The following is an 18,449-nucleotide window of genomic DNA, read 5'->3' on the forward strand; positions in this document are numbered from 1 at the left end:
CGGCTCAACGCAACTCGTAGGTTCTGCCGCCGACGGTGATCCTTTCCGCTCTCAGCTCATTCTCGACGCGGGTTGAGGGATAGCCGACAAGAGTGACCTGCGTGCCGGCTCTGAGCATGTCCGGGCTGAGGCCGCGGGCGTTCATGCGGAAGGGAGGTGCCAGAACAGCTTCCCAATTCCTGTTGTTATAGGACACGACGACCATGACGTGCGGGTTCTGCCAATCAGCCTGCTGAACGGTGCTGGTAATGGAGAATTGCTTGGAGGCGTCGTAGCTGCCCCAGCCATGATGGGCGAAAGCGAAGCCGCCTGTCAGGAGCGTGCCGGACAGGCACAGAGCGAACAGAGGATGCTTCATGCGCGGCTCCTATGCTTGATCAGTCTCAATCGAGCTGACTTCCCGATCAAAGTTGACCTCAAAGGCAGGCCGGTCAAGGTTCGAAACCTTGTTTTAAGGCGCGATCAGCAGCTTGTGATTGTATCCAGGAGGATTGACCCTCCAGGGCCCACAAGAGATATGCTGTTGCGTGACGAATCGTCATTTACCGGAGATATCATGGCTTCGTTCCTGAAAGACCTTTGGACGCGCTTCGCAGGCAGCAAGGACAGCAGCGTCAGTGAAGCTGCGGTGGAAGCCATCGAGTACAAAGGCTTTCGGATCAGGCCGGCGCCCTATTCCTCCAAGGGGCAATACCAGACCGCCGGCATCATTGAGAAGGAAACCGAAGCTGGCCTGAAGGAGCATCGGTTCGTTCGCGCCGAGGCCCATCCCAGCAAGGCTGATGCGGAGGCCTTTGCCATCGTCAAAGCGAAGCAGATCATCGACGAACAGGGCGATCGCATATTCGGCTGATCGCGGTTCTCCGATAAGGCTGATTTTCTCTATTTCCTTTCGAAAAGTCTGCATCAGGTAATTCCTTTCGCCGCGTTCGAACGTGGCTGCGAAACCAGTGACTGCACTGCGTGTTGGCTCAGCGCCAAGCGCTGGCCAGCTTCAGGAGGGAGAACCAGATGGCGAATAAATCCAAGGACCCCAAATCCGGCAAGTCCTCATCAGACAAGACTTCGAGCCCGGAATCTTCGGCCAAGGTTTTGACGAACCGTCAGGGTCACCCGATTGCCAACAATCAATCGCAGCGCACGGTGGGCGCACGCGGTCCAGCAACGTTGGAAAATTACCAGTTCCTCGAGAAAATTACCCACTTCGACAGAGAGCGGATTCCGGAGCGCGTCGTCCATGCCCGCGGCTTCGTTTGCTATGGCGAATTCGAGGCAACGGGCAAGATCGGCAGCGAACCTGCCTCCAAATACACGCGCGCCAAACTCTTCCAGCAGGCAGGCAAGAAAACACCGTTGGCGATCCGGTTCTCCACCGTGATCGGCGGTCGGGATTCCTCGGAAGTAGCGCGCGATCCTCGTGGATTCGCCGTGAAATTCTATACGGAGGACGGCAATTGGGATCTCGTTGGCAACAATCTCGCGGTCTTCTTCATCCGCGATGCCATTAAGTTTCCGGATGTCATTCATTCGCTGAAGCCCGATCCGGTCACCTTCCGCCAGGAGCCGAACCGCATCTTCGACTTCATGAGCCAAACGCCCGAGTCCATGCATATGCTGACTCACCTGTTCAGCCCACGCGGCATTCCGGCGAGCTACCGGCATATGGAAGGCTTCGGCGTGAACACCTACAAGATGGTGAATGCGGAAGGCGATACGGTGCTGGTGAAGTACCACTTCCATCCGCGCTGCGGCCTGGCGAGCCTGACGGCGGAGGAGGCGGCCAAGGTCCAGGGTCAGGATCTCGGTTCAGCCTCCAAGGATCTCTTCGAAGCCATCGAGCGCGGCGAGTATCCGCAATGGGATCTGTATGTGCAGATCATGGAAGATCACGACCATCCGGAACTCGACTGGGATCCCCTGGACGATACCAAGATCTGGCCGGAGAAGGATTTCCCGCTTCATCATGTGGGAGTGATGACCCTCAACAAAAATGTCGAGGATCACTTCAATGAGAACGAGCAGATCGCTATGGGGACCGGCGTGCTCGTCGACGGCCTCGATTTCTCTGATGACAAGATGCTCGTAGGCCGGACCTTTTCCTATTCCGATACGCAACGCTACCGCGTCGGCACCAATTACCTCCAGCTGCCCGTGAACCAGGCCAAGAGCGCCAAGGTGGCGACCAACTTGAACGGCGGACAAATGTCATTCGGGCGGGATCTGGCGCCAGGCCAAAATCCGCATGTGAATTATGAACCCTCGATCCATGATGGGCTCCATGAATCGCCCCGCGAGGAGCCTAACAATCTTCCCGAAATCAAAGGGCGCCTGACACGAAGCGTGATTGAGCGCCGCAACGACTATATTCACGCCCGTGGGCGCTATTGCACCATGATGGATTGGGAGCGGGATGACCTCGTGCTCAACATGGGCACTCTTCTCGGACAATGTGAACGGGACGTGCAGGAACGAATGGTCTGGCACCTGTTCATGGTCCATGACGATTACGGTAAGCGCGTCGGCCAGATGCTCGGCATTTCTGCCGACGATGTCCGGAAATTGCCGCCCTTGGCAAAGCAGGTTCTGACAGAGGACGAAAAGCGCCGTTTGCAGAACTTGGGCAAGAACGGCGATGAAATCGATTCGACCGTTTGGGGACAGTGGACGAGTTCCGTAAAGAATTACAAGGCTTCGGCCGAGGAAGTCTTGGGTGGAATGCAGAACGTTCCGACCACTCCCGCGACGCGCCAAGCGGCCGAATAAAATTTGTGCGTTGAATGAAAGGCGGGATGGCAACCTGCCCGCCTTTTATCAAGGGCTGGTGCTCACTATGCGGCTGCGGCTGCCCTGGCGTTCCGCATAGACTTTCGTGAATTCTGCGCCGAAGAGCAGAATGAGGGAAGAATAATAGATCCAGAGAAGGATGGTGATGATGGAGGCGGCTGCGCCATAGCTCGAAGCGATGTTGCTGGAGCCCAGATAATAACCGATCAGGAACTTGCCTATCGTGAACAGAAGTCCCGTCACGAGCGATCCAGTCCAGACGTCGCCCCAGGTAATGTCGACGTTCGGCAAAATCTTGAAGATCATCGCAAAGAGAAGGACGGCGATGATGAATGAGACGAGACTGTTGAGGAAATGCAGGATGATTGTCGCGCCGGAAAAGTTGGGTTCGATATAGATGCTGAAAGCGGACAGGCCCGCGTCGATGACCAATGAGACCAGCAGCAGAAAGCCGATGCCGAGCACCAAGGCGAAGCTCACGAGTCGTGTCCGAAAAAAGTTGATTAGGCCGGAGCCTTCTGGCGGCTTCGCCTTCCAGATGATGTTCAGGTTGTCCTGAAGCTCCACCACGGCGCCACTCACCAACAATAGAAATGTTATGATTCCGACACTCGTGCCTAAGATCCCTGAGCCCACATTGCTGGCGCTCGCGATCAGGGCTTCCAAGGCCGAGGCTTCGTTCACGCCGATCATGCCGCCAAGCTCACCGACAATGGCGCCTTGAGCTGCTTCACGTCCAAAGGCGAGGCCAGCCACGGCAATGGCCGCGAGCAGCATAGGTGCCAGGGAAAAGACGGTGAAGAATGCGATGGAGGCGCCGAGGCTCATGGCGCGGTCGTTCCACCATCCCACGAAAGCGGCCTTCAAGAGGCGCCCTGTTTCGGAAAGCATGCCTGCGCCGTCTCCCTCCGCCGGCGAGACAGGCGGGTATATCGGTTGCTTTAACCTTAAACCGGGAGGAACCTTGTCTTGTTCCTTGTTGAAAGGCGAGGGCTGTTGCTCAGCTGAGCAACAGCCCTCTCGTCCATCGTTTCGCATTCTTGGTGTGCTTAGGAAGCCGCCTCCTGCTTGAGCGAGGCCATATCGATGACGAAGCGGTATTTGACGTCACTCCGAAGCATCCGCTCATAAGCCTCGTTGATCTTCTGGATCGGGATCATCTCGATTTCTGATGTGATCCCATGCTGGGCGCAGAAATCGAGCATCTCCTGCGTTTCGGCGATGCCTCCAATGAGTGATCCGGCAATCTGGCGTCGTTTCATGATCAGGTTGAAGACGGTCGTCGCCGGATGAGGCTCTGCCGGAGCGCCGACCAAAACCATGGCGCCGTCGCGCGCCAAGAGCACAAGATAGGAATCAAGGTCGTGAGGGGCTGCCACTGTATCAAGGATGAAATCGAAGCTGTTGCGATGGGCCGCCATCGCATCCTTATCCTTGGAGACCACCACCTCGTGAGCGCCGAGTGCAAGCGCGTCCTCCCGCTTGTTGGGCGAGGTAGTGAAGAGAACCACATGCGCACCCATGGCACGGGCGAGCTTGACGGCCATATGGCCAAGGCCGCCCAAGCCGACGACGCCGACCTTTTGCCCAGCTTGAACCCGCCAGCGGCGCAGGGGTGAATAAGTGGTAATGCCAGCGCAGAGAAGTGGGGCCGTCGCCGCAGGATCGAGCCCATCGGGAATGCGCAGGACAAAGCTCTCGTCCACCACGATCATGTCGGAATAGCCGCCATAGGTATTGGCGCCAGTGCCCTGTTCTGGCCCGTTATAAGTACCCGTGAACCCAACCTCGCAATATTGCTCGAGCCCCTCACGGCAACTCCGGCAGGTGCGGCAGGAATCCACCATACAGCCGACGCCGACGAGATCGCCTGCCTTGAACTTCGTGACGCCGCTGCCGATCTTGGTGACACGCCCCACGATTTCGTGACCAGGCAGGCTGGGATAAAGCGTGCCGCCCCATTCGCCGCGGACAGTGTGGAGATCGGAATGGCAGACCCCGCAATAGAGGATCTCGATCTGAACGTCGTTTTCTTTAGGATCGCGACGCTCGAAGCTGAAGGGAGCAAGCGGTGTTGTCGCGTCTTGGGCTGCGTAGCCGACGGCCTTGATCATAAGGATCTCCATTTGCAAGAAAGCTGTGCAGTCACGAGCAGAGCACTGTGTGAGCAGACGATAGGCGAGGTGGGAATGCCGTCAACGTGCATCAGTCGCAAATGTGGCACGTTCATCGTTGGATCGATATGAACTATAACAGTATATCATAAATATTTATTTCCACCTTAGTTCTAGTTTTCAGGCACTCAAGAACTACCTCATCAAGAGGGTGCTGGATGCAGTGCTGGGACAGCTTCCGTTCATCATAATCGCGGCAGCGAGGCAGCATGCCAAAATTTGGTGCGTGTAAGAAAAAGTTGACTTGCCCTGCCAACAGCAATCCGGGAGGCTAGTTGAGATAGACGGCTCCGTTGCATCATCGATGCCCGCTCGCAGATCCAGGCATCGTGACCGCATCGCGAAAGACCGCACGACGAAGGGGAAGCTGTCATAGGCACGTTCTGACGCATCATCGCACGGCATGGTCTGGGCAACCTTAGCGGTGCAGAATCGTTATCTCTGAGAGGGATCTGTATTCGGTGGCGCCATGCTTCATTCCGACGACCTGTTCTCGAGTTTCCTAAAGTCCTATGAGAACCGCCGCGAGGCGGAAATGTCCCTTGCGGAATACCTGGAAGGGTGCCGCGACAATCCGATGATGTATGCGAGCGCTCCCGAGCGGATCCTGGCGGCGATCGGCGAGCCGGAGCTCGTCGACACGTCGAAGGACGCGCGTCTCGGCCGCATTTTCATGAACCGGACGATCCGCATTTATCCGGCCTTCTCCGAATTCTATGGCATGGAAGAGACGATCGAGATGATCGTAAGCTTCTTCCGCCATGCCGCTCAGGGGTTGGAAGAGCGTAAGCAGATTCTCTATCTCCTCGGCCCCGTGGGTGGCGGAAAATCCTCCCTCGCCGAGCGCCTGAAGGCGCTGATGGAAGCCCATCCGATCTATGTGCTCAAGGCCGGCGATGAGATCAGCCCTGTGTTCGAGAGCCCGCTAGGCTTGTTTGATCCTGAGCAGATGGGGTCCATGCTCGAAGAGCGTTATGGGATTCCCAGCCGTCGCCTGACCAATCTCCTCAGTCCCTGGGCTATCAAGCGACTTGATGAATTTCGCGGCGACATTTCAAAATTCCGCGTCGTGAGAATCAATCCCTCACGCTTGCGGCAAGTGGCGATCGCCAAGACGGAGCCTGGTGACGAGAACAATCAGGATATTTCCTCTCTCGTCGGCAAAGTGGATATCCGTAAGCTCGAAACCCTCTCCCAAGCCGATCCTGATGCCTACAGCTACTCCGGTGGCCTCAATCGCGCCAACCAGGGCATTCTCGAATTCGTTGAGATGTTCAAGGCGCCGATCAAGATGCTGCATCCCCTCCTGACTGCGACACAGGAGGGCAATTATGTCGGCACCGAGAATATCGGTTCCATCCCGTTTACCGGCATCATCCTGGCTCACTCGAATGAGGCCGAGTGGCAAAGCTTCAAGTCGAACAAGAACAATGAGGCGTTCATTGATCGCATTTATGTGATCAAGGTTCCTTACTGTCTCCGTGTGACCGAAGAGCAAAGGATCTACGAGAAACTGATACGCACCTCGGAGCTTGCGGAAGCGCCCTGCGCCCCGGCAACGCTTGAAATGCTGGCTCGCTTCTCGGTTCTCTCACGACTTCGCGCGCACGAGAACTCCAATTTCTATTCCAAGATGCGAGTCTATGACGGAGAGAGTTTACGTGAGGTCGATCCTCGGGCCCGCAGCCTGCAGGAATACAAGGATGCGGCCGGCGTCGACGAGGGCATGGACGGCATCTCTACCCGATTCGCTTTCAAGGTCTTGTCCGCCACATTCAACCACGACACCATCGAGGTGGCGGCTGATCCCGTCCATCTCATGTATGTGCTTGAACAATCGCTCAGGCGCGAACAACTGCCTCAGGATGTCGAGAGGCGCTATCTGGAGTTCATCAAGGGAGAGCTTGCTCCTCGCTATGCCGACTTCATCGGGCACGAGATCCAGAAGGCTTATCTGGAATCCTACCACGATTACGGTCAGAACCTCTTTGATCGCTACGTTTCCTATGCGGATGCCTGGATTGAGGATCAGGATTTCAAGGATCCGGATACAGGTCAGCTTCTCAATCGTGAGCTCCTGAACCAGGAGCTGACGAAGATCGAGAAGCCGGCAGGAATCGCGAATCCGAAGGATTTCCGCAACGAGGTGGTGAAATTCTCGCTCCGCGCGCGGGCCAGCAATAACGGGCGAAATCCCTCGTGGACGAGCTACGAAAAAATCCGCGACGTCATCGAGCGCCGGATGTTTTCCCAGGTTGAAGAATTGCTGCCTGTCATCAGCTTCGGTTCGAAGAAGGACAGCGAAACCGAAAAAAAACATGGCGAGTTCGTGCGGCGAATGATGGAGCGAGGCTATACCGAGCGGCAGGTGCGACGCTTGGTGGAATGGTACATGCGTGTGAAGCAGGCAGGCTGATCAACGAACGGAGGCGAAGCGGGCGTTCCTATGTACATCATCGACAGACGCCTCAATCCAGGCGGCAAGAGTCTTGCCAATCGCCAACGCTTTCTTCGCCGTGCCAAAGCGCAGATCCAGCGAGCCGTGCGTCAGACGGCGGGAGATCGCGACATCACCGACCTTGAGCGGGGAGGTGAGGTCTCCATTCCAGCAGACGGTGTCCGTGAACCGAGCTTCCGCCGGTCCGGCGAAGGAGGGGTGAACAACCATATTCTCCCCGGAAACAAACGCTTCATCGAGGGCGATACGATCGATCGTCCCCCGGGAGGTGGCGGAGGTTCTTCCGCAGGTAATAACGGTGAAGGTGAGGATGATTTCCGTTTCGCCCTGAGCCGAGAGGAATTCCTCGATCTGTTTCTTGAGGATCTGGAACTGCCAGATCTCGCCAAGCGCCGTCTGGCGACGGTGGAAGTTCAGGGCATGCGGCGCGCCGGATACTCCGTTACCGGCTCTCCCATCAATCTCGCTTTGCTGCGCTCCATGCGTAACGCCCTCTCTCGGCGCATCGCCATGCGTCGACCGAAGCCCGCCGAGCTGGCGAAGATTGAAGAGGACATTGCGCTTCTTGAGAAGGAGGGGGAGAGCGAGAAGCTGACTGTGCTGCGTGAAGAGCTTGAGCGCTTGCAAAATCGGACAAAGCAATTCCCATATATCGACCCGGTCGATCTGCGCTATCGGCGCTTCGAGCCGGTTTCGCGGCCGGTCGCTCAAGCCGTCATGTTCTGCCTCATGGATGTTTCAGGATCCATGACCGAGCACATGAAGGACCTGGCCAAGCGGTTCTACATGCTGCTCTATATCTTCCTGACGCGCCGCTACAAGCATGTGGAGATCGTCTTCATCCGTCACACGCACGAGGCGAAGGAAGTTGACGAAGATACTTTCTTCCACTCGCCTGAAACGGGTGGGACGGTAGTCTCCTCCGCGCTGCGGGAGATGGAGCGGATTGTCACGGAACGCTATCCGCCAGAGAATTGGAATATCTACGCGGCTCAGGCTTCTGATGGAGACAATTCCCCGAACGACGGCGCAACGAGTGCGGCTCTCCTGCGGGATGTGATCCTGCCAGCCTGCCAATATTATGCTTATCTTGAGGTCGGCAGCGATCATGATCGGATGCAGGCAGGTTTCATCAATCACAAGACGGCACTCTGGCAGACCTATGAAGCGCTGTTGGATGACGGCGCCAATATCGCCATGCGCAAGGTCAATCACCGACGTGAGATTTATCCTGTCTTCCGTGAGCTCTTCCGGCGGCGGGATGCAGAGGCAAGAGCACCATGAGTCTGACAGGGAAAGACAAACTTCTCTTCCATGGGGCGGATTGGGATTTCGGAGCGATCCAGCGTGTCTATGACGCGATTGAAGATATTGCCGTCGGCGAGCTGGGGCTTGATGTCTATCCCAATCAGATCGAGGTGATTACAGCCGAACAGATGCTCGATGCCTATGCTTCCATCGGCATGCCGCTGTTTTATAAGCACTGGTCCTTCGGCAAACACTTCGCGACCCACGAGGCGAGCTATAGGCAAGGCCTGATGGGATTGGCTTACGAGATCGTCATCAACTCGAACCCGTGTATCTCCTACATCATGGAGGAAAACACGGCGACGATGCAAACGCTGGTGATCGCGCATGCGGCTTTCGGCCATAATCATTTCTTCAAGAACAACTATCTCTTCAAGGAATGGACGGATGCTGACGGCATCCTCGATTACCTCGAATTTGCAAAGAGCTACATCGTTCGTTGCGAAGAGCGTTACGGCCAGAACGCGGTTGAGAAGGTTCTCGATGCAGCTCATGCGCTCATGTCGCACGGAGTCCACCGTTACCCGCGCAAGAAAAGGCCAGACCTGCGTTCTGAAGAGAAAAGAGAACGTGAACGGCAAATCCACCGGGAGCAGACCTTCAACGATCTCTGGCGGACAGTTCCTTCCAAAGGAGGGGCGCCGAAGGCGGTGATCAGCGATGAGCGTCGGCGCGCTCTGTTGGAGCTACCGCAGGAAAACATCCTTTACTTTCTTGAAAAGTCTGCGCCACGGCTTCAGCCTTGGCAAAGGGAGATCCTGCGAATTGTCCGCCAGATTGCGCAGTACTTCTATCCGCAGCGTCAGACGAAGGTGATGAACGAGGGTTGCGCTACCTACTGCCATTATCGCATCATGACGCGGCTGCATGAGACAGGGCGGATCAGCGATGGATCCTTCCTCGAGTTTCTGCAATCACATACGAATGTCACCCGCCAGCCTGAATATGACGATCCGCATTATGGCGGGATCAATCCCTATGCCCTCGGCTTCGGGATGATGCAGGACATCGAGCGTATCTGCACGCAGCCGACAGCTGAGGATAAGGACTGGTTCCCAGATATCGCAGGCTGCGACGATGCCATGGGGGTTCTGCGCAGCATCTGGGCCAATTATCGGGACGAGAGCTTCATCTCGCAATATTTGAGTCCGCATCTCATGCGGCAATGGCGGCTCTTTCATCTGGTCGACGACCCTGATCGCCCGGAGTTGGTGATCGAAGCGATCCACGACGAGCGTGGCTATCGCCGTCTGCGTCGGTCCCTGTCACGGCACTATGATGTCGGCTGGAGTGATCCGGATATTCAGGTGGTCGATGTCGATCTTGCCGGAGACCGGCGTCTCATCCTGCATCATCAGGTCCTCAACCGGACCCTGCTGCATAAGGACGACGCGCAGCGCGTGCTGCAGATGATCGCAAATCTATGGGGCTATGACGTGGTGCTGAAAGAGGTGGAATCCTCCACGGGTGCTATCTTCCATGAGCATGTCGCTCACCCGCACGAAACCCTCTTTTGAAGCGTTGACGCAAAAAAGCCTACGATTCGTTTCATCATCACTTTCCTAGGGCTTGGCCTTGCCTTCAGGGCCGGCTCCCTTAGCGGAGAATACCGATGGAACATAAGCCTGTAGAGACACTGCGTGGCGTTGCTGAGGTACTTGAGTTCAAGCAAGGTTTCCTGTCCCGGAAAGAGCGTCTCGAGCGCTGGGCGGAAGTGTTGGAGCGCCAGCCGAAACGACGTCTGCGCTCCCTGGGCGAGATCGAATTTACGCCGGAGGAAAAGAGGCCCGAGCTAAGGTCGGATGAATCCCCTATCACAATCGCCTATGAAGACCCGATTCTGCGGGCCGATGGTCTCAAAGGAGACAGGTTGGGCGACGCCATGGAATACTTCGACCTCTCCGAGCGGTCGGCACATCGTCTCCTTTGCTCGTGCATGAATGGCTGGAGCATGGAAGCGGGAGTAACGGCCCGCAAGGTCCGCCGCATTGCCAACCCCGATTATCGCATGATGCTGTTCACGTCCGCCAGCCTTGTGGCAGCGGTTCCCACAATGCTCTATTTGTTGAGTTGAATCCCATGCCGGTATCGAGCTCTCGCTTCTCTGATGGATGCGAGAGCCCGTTACCTCTTCAACTCAGGAATAATAGCGAGTGTCTAGTATCGGCCGGAAGATTGCCTTGCCATGGTATTCCCGTGAGGATTATCCGAGCATTCGTAATATGGTGAGCGATCCTCATAATCTTGCTCCAACCTATGATCAGTGGCTTGCCGCTGCAGAGAACAATGAAAGCGTTGGTCGCCAATCAGGCCTGGAGATCGTGAGGATCCTCGTCGAGCCTTTGCCTTTCGCGCGCTGGTGCGCTGACCAGGGCCTAGAGCCGGATAGCGCGGCACGCATGCGCTATGTCGCGGAGAGGCAGGCACTGGAAGATTGACGCTCGTAAGGGTTTAGAAGCCCTGGCAAGCTGAATGAGCGAGCTTTACAGTCTCGAAAGGTCGTGATCAAAAAGCGCCGGCTTATCGGCGCCTTTCCTCATATACCCACCGTTTTATCACGCTTTCGCGACGCCGACCGTATCGGCCATCTTGGCGCCACGGACGCCCATAGGCTGATGGGCGCCTTCCGTCGTATCCTTAACGGTCTGGTGTTCCATCTCCGCGTTGATCTCGGCACCGAGCAGAACGATGATACTCGACAACCAGATCCAGGTCATGAAGCCGATGACTGCGCCGAGAGAGCCGTAAGTTTCGTTATAATTGCCGAAACTGGACACATACCATGAGAACAGCATGGACACGGCAATCCAGAGGACGGCGGCGATAAGGCCGCCTGGCGTAACCCAACGCCACTCGGCCTTGTCACGGCTTGGGCCGAAGCGATAGACGAGCGAGAGACCGAGGGTGACGCCGATCAATAGAACCGGCCAGCGCAAGATGGAAAGCAGCCATTCCATGCTGTTCTCCAAACCGACGAACTTGAAGACGATCGGCAGCACCACAATGCCCGAAAGCGCGATGATGATGAACAGGATCGCGCCGAAGGTGAAGCTCAAGGATGTGAGGTTCAGTCGCACGAAGCTACGCTTCTCTTCTTCATCATTGACGATATTGAGGGCGTCGAAGACGGCCTTCATGCCGGCATTTGCGCTCCATAAGGAGATTGCAAGGCCGAAGATGAAGCCGAAGCCTAATGCGCCGCCCCCTTTAGAGGCGATACGCTTGACCTGCTCGCCGATGATCTCGAGGGCCCCTCCGGGAAGAACGCCCGACATGGTATTCAGGTGATCCTGAATCGTCGCCGGATCGGCGAAGAGACCATAAATCGAAACCAGCGCGGCAATGGCCGGGAAGACCGCCAGCAGCGCATAATAGGTAACGCCTGCCGCCACGGACGTAATCCGATCTTTTCCGAATTCCTCATAGGTACGCCAGAGAACGTCTTTCCAACCTTTCGCAGGGATCTCGGTAGGCTTATCGGCCTCTCGTCCCCGTCCTCTTTCCGCAGCGGCTTGCTGAGGGTTGGCATGCTCTTTCTCTGTAAAGCCTGTGTCCTGTTGCGATTGTGTGGAACCTGATCTTGGGGCCGCAGCTCGGCGAGCGGCGGGAGCCGCTTGGCGTTCACCTCCGGCAACGAGCCTGACGAGGGCCCAGCCGACGACCACCGCAGCCATCGTGGCCATGGCAGATGGGGTCTGTGACGAGCCTGTTTGCTGAACGGCTGGGTTGTTTGCCATGGGGACTGGACCTCTTCTCACACATGCCAGCCGAACAGGCTTGGCAAAGGCGTAAACCTCGTTGCGGAGTCGACGGTTCCAATGTTCAGCGTCATGATCGACAGAAGCCTGTTTTTCTAAAGAGGCACCTTATCGGCTACCTCCTGCTCCTTGCGCCGATAAACAGTCCAGCTTTCCGTCTCTGTTAAGGGCTCGAACACCTCCTCCAGGTAAGGCCCGTAAAGCTTGAGGAGGGGGGCAGGGTTGATGCCCCATTTCGGAATCATCAGCACCTGGACGTCAGCCAGGAGCTGCTCTGGCGGAATGAAATGGGTCGCATCGAGATTGCGTCCCCAATGCAGCCAGGCATTGTCTCCTCGCGGTGGGATAAGACCCAGTCCCGCGGAGAACGGATTGGAAAAATCCAGCACGGAGATCTTCCCCGGCTTGACCTCCAGGCCTTCCAGGATGCGCGCGCCATTCTCGATGCTTTCCAGGTAATCATGCATCATGGTCCTGCTGTCCGAAAGCCATGGAGAGATCAATCTAATGCTCTCGAACCGAGGTAGTTCGAATGCTTCTCCTGACCGCGCGATGCCCAAGGCAGCGTGAAAACCTAAAGCACCCAAACTTTGCAGAAGCGCAGGCAGAACGATCAACGCCGAAAGTGCAGGTGCTGCGATTGAAACCGGGAAAGCCTTGGTTTCCTGATATGACTGCATCTGCTCCTGGCGAAGGACCATTTCCGCGGCAACTGCGATGCCGGCATGAATGGTGAGTATCCCCCAATACTGGGCATTCTGAATCTGGATCAGTAGGCCGGACACGCAGCAGAAGCCGAAGAAAATCAGATCGCGCAGGCTTCGGGTCCGCCAGAGCACCAAAGCGATGAAGAGCCCAAGGAGGGTATAGTCGATCCAATTGCGCAGAAAAGCCGATGTGAAGTCCGCAAGATGGCGCGGTCCACTCACCTGGGAGGTCAATCTGATATCTTCGAGATAGGCCCAGGTCGCATGCCAGAATGCTTCGATGGCGAAGCAGGCTATGAGAGTAAGGCCCAGGGAGATCGCTGCCCAAGCACGCTGCCGCTTGTCGAACAGCAGGAAGACCACGAAGGCAATCGCCACGATTCCATAGGTGATTTTGGTGTAGAGCATCACGAGGATGAGAACTGCCGCGCAAACAGCATCGGATGAGCTTTGCCATGAACGAGGCTGAAGGGGCTGGAGATACATCGTGAGAAGAACACCCAGCGACGCCCAGCCGATGCGGTTGTAGAACATTCCAAAGGAAAGCTCCGTGACGCTTTCTCCCAAATTCATGGGTGTTGCCACGACCAGGAGCAGGAAAAATCCGTAAGGAATGGCGATGACGGCTCGCATGCGAGAACCCAGGACATGTGCCAGGGGCAGAGACAGCGAGAGAGTAGCAAGTGCCATGCCGAATGGCATGGCACCGCCCATGTTCCCAGCCCACCAATAGCCTATCGCAGGAATGTAAAAGGAGAGCGGACCCAGTGGGGTGTGAAAATCACGGCTGGGAACTTGGCCCGATGCTATCCGATGCGCTCCGTCGAGAAAGATGAAAAGATCATTCACGTAGGAGGCCACGATGGTCGTGCCTGGAAGGGCCAGAAGGAGAGCGCAGGATGCTGCCACAATGAGCAGGAATGCCTTTACAGCTACACTGCGATCCGCAAAGGCTTTCATCGGCTCCTGGGCCTTCCTCCGCGCTAGAGGCGCAGATGTTTAAAGAGGCGTTCGGGTATATTACCTATAACCATCATCACAGGCCGCCAGATGCGGCGTACGTAAATGATGTCGCCACCACCTTTTTCTGCGGCATTGAAAATGGCGCGCCCGACTTCTTCGGCTTGCGCTGTGAGAACAGGCGGCAGCTTCAACCCAGCCGTCATTCTGGTGCGGACGAAGCCGGGTTTTACGGTGATGACCCGCAGGCCCGCAGGGGCGAGGCGGTTGCGCAAGCCGGACAGGAAGGCTGAAAAGCCGGCCTTAGCGGATCCATAAAGATAATTGGAGCCGCGGCCGCGATCACCCGCGACCGAACTCACGCCCACGATGGTGCCTGAGCCCCGCTCGAGAAAGCGCTCGGCGAGCAGGCCGAGAAGAAGGGCAGGGCCTTCGAAATTGGTGCGCAGAAGAAGCGTGGCGTGGGCAGAGTCCTTTTGGCCGAATGCCTGATCGCCCAGTTCGCCGACAACACACACGACAGTATCGGGCAGCTGCGGCAATCCGGTGAGGAAGATTTCGAAGCTCTGTGTGTCGAGAATATCGAGCCGGTGGGTCGTCACCTCGCTGCCGGTTCGTGCTGCAATGTCATCCGCGTTGCGGCGCGCCTCGTCCTCTCTGCGGGCTGCCAAAAAAACGTGCCATCCTGCTTTAGCGTAATAGAGCGCAGTCGCCCGCCCGATGTCGGAGGTTCCGCCAATAAGAAGAAGAGTTTTAGGTGATGTTGTCATCAGATGCCGAGCCTGAGTGAGAGACGAGATGAAATGCGGTCGGAAGCCCTGATTGCCCGCCTCAGATCGCGGAAGCGGGACAGGTTGGGATAGCCAGCTTCAAAGGTTGCAGGCGATTGCCTGGTATCCTTCGCGAGATAGAGCCTGCCCCCGAATTCAACGACGATTTTGTCGAGTTCGTTGAGCAGGGCGAGAACCGTGTCATTGATGGGCATATCCAGGGCCAGCGTAAATCCATCCATCGGGAACGAGATGTCGCCGTGGCTTGGCCCCATCTGTTTGAGGACCGCGAGGAAAGAGGCGATGCCCCGATGCGAGATGCGATCAAGGATGGTGTTTAGGGCTATATCCGCATGCTTGGCGGGTATGACGCACTGATACTGCAGAAATCCGCCGGGCCCGTAGATGCGGTTCCAGGCACCAATTCCATCGAGAGGGAAGAAATAGGGATTCCAATGCACAAGGAAGGGATATCCTGCCTTTAGAGACCCGCTGCGGAAATAGATTTCATTGAAGGCTGCAACCGAAAGGCGGTTGAGGGTCAACGAGGGCAGGTCGAAGGGGATGGACAGGCGCCCGGCCTTCGAAGGCGCGAACCGCTCCGCTCCGGGACGAAGGGCGTCAATATCCTGCATGGTTGCATGCTCTGCTGCGAAGATCAGAGCGCGACCCATGGATCGGCCTCGGGCCAAGCAGTCGATCCAGGCGACGGAATAGGCCGCGTTGTTCGTCTCCCGCAGCGCTTTGAGAGCTTCCTCCAGATTAGCAGCGGCGATGGTTGTCTGCCGCATCCATCCGGTTTCGATGCGACGCAGTCGGAACGTCGCATCTATGATCGTGCCCGTCAGTCCCATGCCGCCGATAGTGGCGGAAAGAAGCTCTGCATTCTCCTCTCTGGAGCAATTCACGACGTCCCCGCTGGGCAGTGCCAGGGTGAGCGACTCCACGTGATCACCGAAGCCACCGTCTCTATGATGGTTCTTGCCGTGAACGTCCGAGGCGATCATGCCGCCGATGGTGACGAACTTCGTGCCCGGCACGACAGGCGGGAAAAAGCCTCGCGGCGCCATGGCTTCCAGAAGGTCGGAGAGAAGAAGTCCTGCTTCCGCGCGAATGCGACCCGTTGCCGGATCGAATGCGCGAATGCGATCCAGGGCGCGGGTGACTATGGTGGTCTTCTCACCGATGGCCGCGTCGCCATAGGCGCGTCCATTGCCCCGCGCCACCAATCCGGTGTGGCTGGCCATCAGTGAGGGCAGTTCGGAGGGAGATGTAGGATCGAGCACATCCGACGGATAGCGGGGATAACGGCCCCAACCGAAGAACTCGGTCATGCTCGCCGCTCCTTGAACACGAAGCTTCGGTCGAGCACGAATTTTGCTGCATAGCCGATCGCGAGTCCCAGAACGGCACCGGTATATTTGGCAAAATCCGTTCTCCAGAGCATCCAGAATACGATTTCAAAACCCCAGAAGATCAGGGTGGTCAGCACGCTGAATGCGCCATAAAGGGTGATCTTCTGCAATTCCTGCCTGTGTCCGTCGTAGCTGTCGCCGAACACCCACTTCTTATCGAGCAGGTATTTGAGGATGAATCCGGCCACTGTGCCCACCAGGATCGACAAGGTCAGGGGCGCGATCGGCGACAGACGGATGGTCGCCTCCTGCGCCAGAAGATTGGTCAGCGTCGCAAGAATGGCGAAGAGTACATAGCGCACGAACATCGCAAAGGAGCTGCTATCCGATTGTGCGTGTGCCCGCACAGATCTCTCATCATGATGGGGCTGGGGCATCGACATGATCAGACCGCGGCAAGCATGAGAAGGCCCGTGAGAGCCACGATCCCCAGACTGACCTTGTCCTTGATGGCGAAGACAACGGGGTCGTCGTCCATTTGGCGGCGGCTCGCCAGAAGGAGCGTTCGTGCGATCCAGTACATAAGGAGAGGCGCGACGAGCCAGAGAACCTTCGGATGCGTGTAGAGCCTTTTCACCGTTTCACTGGAGATATACAGCGTAAACACCGTAACCGCATTGAGGCCCGCTCCGGCGGCGAGGGCAGCAACGACGTCCAGGTCGCTGTTCTTGTAGTCGCGGCCGCTTGGGTCGGGCAGGTTTGCATCGCGCCGGGCTGCGATTTCCACATAGCGCTTGATGAGCGCCAGGGACATGAAAATCATCATACAGAAGGCCAGAAGCCATTCCGAAACCACGACATTCGTCGCAACCGCGCCTCCGAAGACACGGATTGAATAGAGGCCGGCGAGCGTGATGACGTCGATGACCATCAGGCGCTTGAGGGCGAAAGAATAGGCTGTCGTCAGAGCGAAATAACCGAGCAATACCCCAAGGAATGGCAGTGAGAGCGCGGCCGCCACGGCCAGTGCTCCCAGAAACAGAATGGGTATCGCCATAATCCCGTGCATGAGGGGGATGGCGCCGCAGGCCAGAGGCCGCCGGCACTTGCTGCGATGACGGCGGTCATCCTGCAGATCGACCAGATCGTTGAGGATGTAGATGCTCGAGGCGCAGAGCGAGAAGGCGACGAAAGCCGCCAGTGCGCTGCCAATGGTATCAAGCGTCAAGTGGTGAGAGGTCAGAAGCGGAATGAAGACCAGGGCATTCTTGGCATATTGATGCACGCGCAGCATTCTGGCCCAGGTGCGCCAAGTGGGGCGGGCGTGTGAAAGGTGCTCCACCGGCGTGTCACTGGAAAGAAGCTCCTTGCGTACACCTGCGGGAGCTCGAATGGCGATGGCCCGAGCGGCGTTCTTCCAGACGGGGAGGTCTGCCGCATCGTTGCCGACATAGTCAAAGCCGCGCGCTCCAAAGACCTCTACTAATTGCCCCGCCTTCTTTTCTCCAGCAAGGTTCACCGTTTCGTTCGAGGCGAACCAACCATCGAAAATTCCAAGGTGATCGGCGATGCGGCTCACGAGCTTTTCATGACTAGCGGAAGCCAGGTAAACTGAACTGCCCTCTGCCTTGGCCTGACGGATGAACGCCAGAACTTCGGGATCATAGGGCAGGGTGCCTGGATCGAAATCGACAGGCTCCGACAACCGGTGCTTGAGGGCAGCCTTGCCGCTTTTCAGTGCAGACAGCATTTCGACCAAGGCTTGAGGGCGTCGGCCAAGCTCGGAGAAAGCCGCTTCGATGAGGAGATCGGATGCAATGAGGGTGCCATCGAGATCGACGACCAGAGGTCGGCTTCTGGCTTGGGTCAATGAGGCGCTGTCCAGAGGCATGACCAATGCGCTCTCGTGAGGGTCGTGCAGAGCGCCGCCGCTTGAGGCGCCGCTCTCGGAAAGGGGCTGGTTCAATTTGGAATGTGCCACGAGCCCATGCCTCTACAAGTGAAATGCCATCATACAAACAAGCGATTAACCAAATGGGTGCAAGCCCTTGCTGAGTTCATGCCGCGGAAACAGCCGAGACAAGGTGCATGCCAAGGAATGACAGAGCTTTGTAATATTGTAAATCGGACCGCTCTTGAGGTTCATTCGAGGCTCTAAGGGGTAGCGATCGCCTA

General features: G+C 57.0%; 16 protein-coding genes. 7 read left to right on the forward strand and 9 right to left on the reverse strand.

Going from position 1 to position 18,449, the window contains the following annotated elements; translation table 11 throughout:
* Nucleotides 1-4: 4 nt before the first annotated feature.
* Complete coding sequence (locus tag MJ639_RS09280) at nt 5-358, reverse strand: DUF6152 family protein (protein WP_243370610.1); 354 nt, start codon at nt 356-358, stop codon at nt 5-7.
* A gap of 15 nt (nt 359-373) precedes the next feature.
* Between MJ639_RS09280 and MJ639_RS09285 the strand changes: the two genes are divergently transcribed.
* Nucleotides 374-853 carry an HlyU family transcriptional regulator gene (locus MJ639_RS09285; protein ID WP_243370613.1) on the forward strand — a complete coding sequence of 160 codons (480 nt, stop codon included), beginning with the start codon at nt 374-376 and terminating at the stop codon, nt 851-853.
* Between the two features lie 158 nt (nt 854-1,011).
* Complete coding sequence (locus MJ639_RS09290; protein WP_279306568.1) at nt 1,012-2,763, forward strand: catalase; 1,752 nt, start codon at nt 1,012-1,014, stop codon at nt 2,761-2,763.
* 48 nt (nt 2,764-2,811) lie between these two features.
* Here MJ639_RS09290 and MJ639_RS09295 read toward each other — a convergent pair whose 3' ends face one another.
* Both MJ639_RS09295 and MJ639_RS09300 read right to left on the reverse strand, forming a co-directional pair.
* Nucleotides 2,812-3,675, reverse strand: a complete 864-nt coding sequence (locus MJ639_RS09295) for a YihY/virulence factor BrkB family protein (RefSeq protein WP_243370615.1) — start codon at nt 3,673-3,675, stop codon at nt 2,812-2,814.
* Nucleotides 3,676-3,833: 158 nt separating this feature from the next.
* Nucleotides 3,834-4,898, reverse strand: coding sequence for an NAD(P)-dependent alcohol dehydrogenase (locus tag MJ639_RS09300; protein ID WP_243370618.1), 1,065 nt, complete (start codon nt 4,896-4,898; stop codon nt 3,834-3,836).
* Between the two features lie 529 nt (nt 4,899-5,427).
* Between MJ639_RS09300 and MJ639_RS09305 the strand changes: the two genes are divergently transcribed.
* The 5 genes from MJ639_RS09305 to MJ639_RS09325 all read left to right on the forward strand — a co-directional run bounded on the left by MJ639_RS09305 (nt 5,428) and on the right by MJ639_RS09325 (nt 11,162).
* Nucleotides 5,428-7,374: a PrkA family serine protein kinase gene (locus MJ639_RS09305; RefSeq protein ID WP_243370621.1), complete on the forward strand. Its 1,947-nt coding sequence runs from the start codon at nt 5,428-5,430 to the stop codon at nt 7,372-7,374.
* Between the two features lie 30 nt (nt 7,375-7,404).
* The gene (locus MJ639_RS09310; protein WP_243370626.1) at nt 7,405-8,700 is read left to right on the forward strand and encodes a YeaH/YhbH family protein; all 1,296 of its coding nucleotides are present in this window, start codon (nt 7,405-7,407) and stop codon (nt 8,698-8,700) included.
* The gene (locus MJ639_RS09315) at nt 8,697-10,241 is read left to right on the forward strand and encodes a SpoVR family protein (RefSeq protein ID WP_243370629.1); all 1,545 of its coding nucleotides are present in this window, start codon (nt 8,697-8,699) and stop codon (nt 10,239-10,241) included. Before MJ639_RS09310 ends, MJ639_RS09315 begins: the two co-directional genes overlap by 4 nt.
* 95 nt (nt 10,242-10,336) lie before the next feature.
* Complete coding sequence (locus tag MJ639_RS09320; RefSeq protein ID WP_243370633.1) at nt 10,337-10,798, forward strand: hypothetical protein; 462 nt, start codon at nt 10,337-10,339, stop codon at nt 10,796-10,798.
* A gap of 79 nt (nt 10,799-10,877) precedes the next feature.
* The gene (locus tag MJ639_RS09325; protein WP_243370636.1) at nt 10,878-11,162 is read left to right on the forward strand and encodes a hypothetical protein; all 285 of its coding nucleotides are present in this window, start codon (nt 10,878-10,880) and stop codon (nt 11,160-11,162) included.
* Nucleotides 11,163-11,279: 117 nt separating this feature from the next.
* Here the strand turns inward: MJ639_RS09325 and MJ639_RS09330 are convergent, their stop codons facing one another.
* The 6 genes from MJ639_RS09330 to MJ639_RS09355 all read right to left on the reverse strand — a co-directional run bounded on the left by MJ639_RS09330 (nt 11,280) and on the right by MJ639_RS09355 (nt 18,255).
* Nucleotides 11,280-12,461, reverse strand: coding sequence for a YihY/virulence factor BrkB family protein (locus tag MJ639_RS09330; RefSeq protein ID WP_243370638.1), 1,182 nt, complete (start codon nt 12,459-12,461; stop codon nt 11,280-11,282).
* Nucleotides 12,462-12,577: 116 nt separating this feature from the next.
* A complete protein-coding gene (locus MJ639_RS09335) occupies nt 12,578-14,149 on the reverse strand; it encodes a hypothetical protein (protein ID WP_243370640.1) in 1,572 nt (523 codons plus the stop codon).
* A 23-nt stretch (nt 14,150-14,172) separates the two neighbouring features.
* Nucleotides 14,173-14,919 carry an SDR family oxidoreductase gene (locus MJ639_RS09340; protein ID WP_243370646.1) on the reverse strand — a complete coding sequence of 249 codons (747 nt, stop codon included), beginning with the start codon at nt 14,917-14,919 and terminating at the stop codon, nt 14,173-14,175.
* A complete protein-coding gene (locus MJ639_RS09345; RefSeq protein WP_243370649.1) occupies nt 14,919-16,253 on the reverse strand; it encodes an FAD-binding protein in 1,335 nt (444 codons plus the stop codon). Before MJ639_RS09345 ends, MJ639_RS09340 begins: the two co-directional genes overlap by 1 nt.
* The gene (locus MJ639_RS09350) at nt 16,250-16,642 is read right to left on the reverse strand and encodes a GtrA family protein (protein WP_243370652.1); all 393 of its coding nucleotides are present in this window, start codon (nt 16,640-16,642) and stop codon (nt 16,250-16,252) included. The genes MJ639_RS09345 and MJ639_RS09350 overlap by 4 nt, the downstream gene beginning before the upstream one ends.
* Before the next feature lie 77 nt (nt 16,643-16,719).
* Nucleotides 16,720-18,255 carry a UbiA family prenyltransferase gene (locus tag MJ639_RS09355; RefSeq protein WP_341482641.1) on the reverse strand — a complete coding sequence of 512 codons (1,536 nt, stop codon included), beginning with the start codon at nt 18,253-18,255 and terminating at the stop codon, nt 16,720-16,722.
* Nucleotides 18,256-18,449: the final 194 nt, after the last annotated feature.

The sequence above is a fragment of the Microvirga solisilvae genome (assembly GCF_022808595.1).
Classification (GTDB): Bacteria; Pseudomonadota; Alphaproteobacteria; order Rhizobiales; family Beijerinckiaceae; genus Microvirga; species Microvirga solisilvae.